Consider the following 5,852-nt stretch of genomic DNA (forward strand, 5'->3'; position numbering starts at 1 on the left):
AACCCGCCCCATCAGCGGACCTGAACTGGCGTGTTACTGACCCACGCTCCTAGCCGCGTGAGGAGCCCGCCCTGTGATGAGGGGGAGTTGGCAACTAGCGTCTGAACTGCGAACTTTCCAAGTTCGCATTGGCGTCGAGGCCCTGGGTAACGAGCAGTTCTAGCAGCTTCGGCTTGTCTGCTTAGGAGTTGGATCCTGCCATCGCGAGCCGTGCCGGCTGCGGATTGTCGAAACACACATTATCGGCACTTCCCCGCGCAGGCGGAGGCTCCGTAGGGCACGCTTGCCGGCGCCCGCTTGGTCAATTCTGGCAAGTCCCGGTCATACGGCCCGAACTGATGCGGTGGTGTTGCGCTCGATGGTCAGGAGTTCGAGCAGTTCGTCCTCGGTCACGACTTCGATCGGCTGTCCCTTGGCCCGCAGTTCGAGGGCTTTGCGGGCTTTGCCGGTCTGAAATTCGGCCAGGTCGTCGCCGCGGAATCCATCGCCGATCACCAGCACGGTGGTTTTTCGCGTCAACCCTTTGGCGGGTGTGGCCCCGACGCGTGCGACCGCGTCACAGGCGTCTTGTCTGGTCATGCTGCCCAAGCCTCCGGTGAAGACCACAACCTGCCCGTAGAGGGGATGGTCAGGATCGGCGTCGATGGACGCCTCGGGAATGACTAATGGGCCGCGAGCAGCGTGACTGGTGGAGCGGAGAGCGCGAGTCTGCCTGCATGGGTCCCAGCCGCCAGCAAAGAGGCGACCGAGGTTCACCGTCAGCGCGGTGGTCAGGTGCGTCAGGTCTGCACACTCGTTGCGGTCGGCGAGCGCGAGCAGGACACCGGCGCACGCGCGGGCATCTGCCAGGGCGTCGTGATGGCGTTCCAGCGGCACGCCCAGGTGAGAGGCCACTATCGGCAGTCGGTAGGACACCAGGTCCAGGGCCTGCCGGGCCATGACGAGTGTGCAGCCATAGGTCCACTCCGGCCACGGGTGTCCAGAGGTTTCGCATGCATAGCGCACCACGCTGGTGTCGAAGGAGGCGTTGTGCGCCACGACGGTCTTGCCGTCGAGATACTGCGAGATTTCGGGCCACAGCTCACCGAACCGGGGCTTGTCCTGGACCATCTCCGGGGTGATGCCGTGAATGGATACATTGCGGGCAAAGAACTCGTCGTGCCCCTCCGGGGGACGGACCAGCCAGCTCCGTTCGTCGGTGACGACGCCGTTAGTGACCACTGTCGCGCCAAGCGAGCAGATGCTGGCACGGCTGGAGTTGGCAGTCTCAGTGTCGAAGGCGACGAAGGTCATCTCGGAGCTCATCGGCCACCAACCGGCAGAGGCCGAGCATCCGGACTGGAATCATCGTTGAGGTAGTACCTGAACTGTCGAGGATGACTCTTCGGCGATCCTGGGTCTCGAGGCAGTGGGTAGGCCGCGTTGAGACGAATCGATTCCAGTTTGCCCCACCCGGTGGCCAGATCTTTGACGGTGACTCCGAGAGCGAAAGCTGCGCGCCCCTGGCCTTCCCGTGAGGCCCGGGGGTTGGGGGTTCGGGTGGTGAGCAATTCAAGGTCGGGCCATCGTGGTTCGGTCAGTGCGCCCAGTCCTTGCCGCTCAGGCGATTCGAGAACCGCGTTGAACCGGTTCTTCAGCTCGGCGATCTCGGCCTCAACTTTGCCGAGAGTGTCGTCCACGGTGAAGTAGCCGGCGATCTCCGCCTGGTCCACTTCGGGCATTGGGTCGTCCGTCGTCTTGACGACGAGCCGGCCCGAGAGAAGCCTCTGGAGTAGCTCGCGGTCGTCACGTTCGACTGTCCAGCCGCCGAGTTGGCGGGGCAAGTCGGCGGCGCCGTTGACGTCGATGAGGCAGATGTAGAAGCGGTCTGCTGACAGTTCAACGCACGCCACGGGCGGGAGGTAGTCCATGCGTCCCCTTGAGGTTCCGGAGGGGTGTTCACATGGAAAGCTACCGCGGAGGGCATCCGCGATGGCCGGTTTCTAAATTTCTTCGAAGAAGTCCTCGTCGATCCGGTGCAGCACCACGGTGTGCGATTCCTGGACTCCGACGCCGTACTGGACCAGGAGGCGGGCCAGGCGAGCGCCGTCGATGAGTTCGATGCGGGCGTTGATTCGCTCGGCTTCCAGTAGGGCGCCGCGGGTGAACGACGAGGTGGTGATGAAGACGCCTCGGTCGCCTTGTTTGCCTAGGAGGGCGCCGGCGAATTCGTGGATGCGTGGGCGGTCGACGGTGCGGTCGAGGGCGTAGCGCTTGGCTTGGACGTAGATGCGGTCCAGTCCGAGGGGGTCTTGGCTGATGATGCCGTCGACGCCGGCGTCTCCGCTGGCGCTGGTGCGCTCAACGTTGCCTGCTCTGCCGTAGCCCATTTTCTCCAGCAGGCGGATCACGAGGTCTTCGAACCCGGTGGGGGACAGGGTGAGCGCTCTGTCGAGGAGTTCGGTTTCCAGAGTGGCCTGGTTTTCTAGGACCGCGGCGTCGATGAGGTCTTGTGGGGTGGCAGTCGTATCGTCCAAGTCGACCGGGGGTTGCGGTGTCTTCTTGTCGTCTCGGTTTCGTGCTCGGTCGCGGAAGGCGCGGAAGGGCTCGAACTGCTCGAGCACTGGCAGGTCGACACGATCGGGGTGCTCGGTGAGGACACGGCGCCCCTCGGCGGTGATGACCGAGTAGCCGCGTCGGGGACGGTGGATGAGTCCTGCCTGGGCCAGGTAGGAGGTGGCCCAGCCAACTCGGTTGTAGATCAGACGTGAGCGCCCCGAAGGGGTCATCTGGGCCCGCTCTTCGGCGGTCAGGTTGAACTGGTCGGCCATCGCTTCTTTGAGGTCGCGCAACCGATGCTCGCCTCCGTCGGCGAGGTACTCAAGGACCGGGCGCATCAGGGTCTGATAGTCCGGGATCGTCACTGGGAGTCCTCGGTGGTGAGGCTTGCGACGAGCCAGTTGGTTTCGGTGGCGACGGTGGTGACCCGGGCGATCAAGTCGACGATGTACTTCGGATCGCCGACCTCGTCGCACCAGTCGTTGGGGTCGTTGACGATGCCAGAGGGTTTGTCGCTCTTGACCTGCCACCGATCGATGACCCAGCCAAGCGCGGAGCGGGAGCCAAGCATGTAGTCGTCGGCCTCAGGTGGGATGCCGGTGATCGTCACCTTCGAGTTGTAGATGATCGTGGTCGGGTCGTTGACGAGCTTGCCGGTCTCCTCATCGCGGATGCGGCCCCACTTCATCTTCGACACCCGCCATGTCTCGCGGTCCTCGGCAGAAGCGCCCTTCTTGAGCTCGACCTTCACGGGGTACGGCTCGACCTTCTGGTAGTTCATATGCAGGTCTGCGAGCCACCGACCCACACGAACAACCGTCTCGAACCGGTCCCGAGTCTCCGGGGTCGGGATATGCGGCAGCATCTTCTTCAGATCAGCGGCATAGGAGATCCGGTAGTGCGGATCATGCAACTGGCCATACACGTAGTAGAAGATGTGGTCCTTGCTCACCTGGGGCCCGACAGCCTGACGGTAGAGCGAGAGGATCTCATCAGAGATGTTGTCGACCCGGCGATACCCGTACTCATCGACCTCGGCGTCGCCCGCAAAATCGAACCCGCCATCTGTCCCGTCGACCTTCTCGTACGTCCATCGAGGGAAGAACTGCGCTGTGTCGAGCAAGTGGAGGTTCGGCAGTAGGTCCGTGATGAACGGAGTGAACTGGAAGTGGGACGCCGCTCCAGTGAGAACGATGCCGGTGTTGGTGTGGTGGGGGGTCGGGAACATCGAGGCGAGCTGGTACACCATGTCGTTGACTCGCCGGTCGAAGTACGTCCACTGCGGACTAAACGGCCTGTAGGTGGACTGGAAGACGAACCCGTCGCTCCACTCGAGGTGGGCACCCCGAATGAGTTGCTGTTTGAGGGAACGGTTCCAGCTGATCTTGCCTCCCGCTGTGTGGCGGGGGTGGTCTTGCAGGTATCGGGTGAGGTTCTGGTCGGTGAGCTTGGCCGCGCCATGGCGCTGCTCGAATTCGGATTTGACGGTTCGGTACTGATCAAGCAGGTTCTCGATATTCAGGCCGAGCTTCTCGCGGGAGTGGTTGTAGCACCAAGCGTCCCGGCCGGAGGAAAGACCACGCGAATATGAGGTGAAGACTGTGACCTGGCCGGGCTGGCGTTTCTTGGTGCCGATGGCGGGCCAGGTGGTGAAGGTGTCGTCTCGTTGGCCGACCCAGTCTCCGTGGGTGTTGGGCGTGATGGGTGTCCAGTCGATGGTGTTCAGGCCGGAGTCAGCGGTGATGCGGAGTTTGTCTTCGCGGGTGAGGTAGTCGCCGATGTCACGGTAAGAGATGTTGCACGAGCCGGTGTGGGTGGGGTTCTTGACGCCGATGAAGATGGCAACGGTGTTCCGGCTGCCTGCTCCGAACACTTTGCCGCCCTCTCTTCGGGAGAGCTCGCCAGCTGTGCGCTGGTTTCCGCGGAGATTGAAGACGTAGATGTGACTGTATTCGTCGGCGAGGCTCAGGCGGATCCCGTCAGCGGTGTTGCCGTCTATCCAGCCACCGTTGGAGACGAAGGCGACGATACCGGTGTCTCCGATGCGGTCGGTGGCCCAGCGGAAGGCTCGCAGGTAGGAGTCATAGAGGCTGTTTTTGTTAGTGGCGGTCGAGCGGACTGCATACGTTTCAGCGATGCGGGTATCGAGGTGCGGGTATTTGACGTTGGCGTTGAGGTCGTTCGCCGAGTCCTGGCCCACCGAGTACGGGGGGTTGCCGACAATGACGTTGATCGGGGTGGCCAGCTGCCGGGTGATGCGGTCGTTGTTAGTGGGGAAGACCTTGAGGTCGAGCTCGTCGCCGTGTTCATGGATCTGGAATGTGTCAGCGAGCACGATGCCGGGGAACGGCTCGTAGTCGGCGGTGTCGGTGTGACCGGCGATGGCGTGGTAGGTCGTCTCGATGTTCACCGCGGCGATGTAGTACGCGAGCAGCATGATCTCGTTGGCGTGGATCTCGCCTGCGTACTTACGAGCAAGATCCGCAGCTTGGATCAGTCCAGACTGGAGCAAACGGGTGATGAAGGTGCCGGTGCCGGTGAACCCGTCGAGGATGTGCACGTCTTCGTCGGTCAGGCCTCGCCTGAATGTGTCGCGGAGGGCTTGGTCGGTGGCGCGGAGGATGAAGTCCACGATCTCTACTGGTGTGTAGACAATGCCGAGGGCGTCGGCTTGTTTGGCGAATCCGAGCTTGAAGAACTTCTCGTACAACTCGGCGATGACCTGCTGTTTGCCTTCGGCGGAGGTGACCTCGGAGGCGCGGACGCGGACGGAGTCGTAGAAGGAGTCGAGTTTCGCGGTCTCGGCGTCGAGGTTGGCGCTAGCGAGTTGGTCGACCATGGTCTGCATGACCTTGGAGACCGGGTTCTGCGCGGCGAAGTCATGGCCCTCAAACAGGGCGTCGAAGACGGGCTTGGTGATCAAGTGCTGGGAGAGCATGCTGACCGCGTCCTCGCGGCTGATCGACTCGTTCAGGTTCGCCCGCAGTCCGTCGACGAAGTCGTCGAACCCCTGCGCCAGTTCGGGACTCGCAGCGGCAAGGGTCGCGTTGATGCGGGTGATCTGCGCGGCGGCAATGTCGGCGACATCGGCAGCCCAGTCTTCCCAGTAGGTGCGGGTGCCGACCTTGTCGACGATCTTGGTGTAGATCGCCTCAGTCCACTCAGACAGAGAGAACAGCGCCATCTGCTTGGTCTGCTCAGCAACGCCCGAGCCGTCAGAGCCTGCATCGGACCCGGTGCCACCACTGCTGGTGGAATCCCCCTATCCGCCAGACTGAGGTGAGACACCCGGGCTGGCTGGTTGAGAGGCTGGG

The 5,852-nt window shown here is 62.8% G+C and carries 3 protein-coding genes and 1 pseudogene; all 4 read right to left on the reverse strand.

What is annotated here, in order from left to right:
* Positions 1 to 321 precede the first annotated feature (321 nt).
* Positions 322 to 1,293, reverse strand: coding sequence for an exonuclease domain-containing protein (locus tag IY392_RS16620; protein WP_194861823.1), 972 nt, complete (start codon positions 1,291 to 1,293; stop codon positions 322 to 324).
* Between the two features lie 8 nt (positions 1,294 to 1,301).
* Complete coding sequence (locus tag IY392_RS16625; RefSeq protein ID WP_194861824.1) at positions 1,302 to 1,910, reverse strand: hypothetical protein; 609 nt, start codon at positions 1,908 to 1,910, stop codon at positions 1,302 to 1,304.
* Positions 1,911 to 1,982: 72 nt separating this feature from the next.
* Entirely contained in the window at positions 1,983 to 2,903 is a 921-nt protein-coding gene (locus IY392_RS16630; protein WP_194861825.1) for a restriction endonuclease, read from the reverse strand.
* A pseudogene (locus IY392_RS16635) lies at positions 2,900 to 5,797 on the reverse strand (type ISP restriction/modification enzyme); the annotation flags it as partial. The pseudogene IY392_RS16635 and the gene IY392_RS16630, both read right to left, overlap by 4 nt.
* Positions 5,798 to 5,852: the final 55 nt, after the last annotated feature.

The sequence above is a fragment of the Dietzia sp. SYD-A1 genome (assembly GCF_015356725.1).
Taxonomy (GTDB): Bacteria; Actinomycetota; Actinomycetes; order Mycobacteriales; family Mycobacteriaceae; genus Dietzia.

What these genes read in the sequence shown, in the direction of transcription:
- IY392_RS16620 (WP_194861823.1), bottom strand. Translation starts at nt 1,293, where the DNA reads ATGACCTTCGTCGCCTTCGACACTGAGACTGCCAACTCCAGCCGTGCC.
- IY392_RS16625 (WP_194861824.1), bottom strand. Translation starts at nt 1,910, where the DNA reads ATGGACTACCTCCCGCCCGTGGCGTGCGTTGAACTGTCAGCAGACCGC.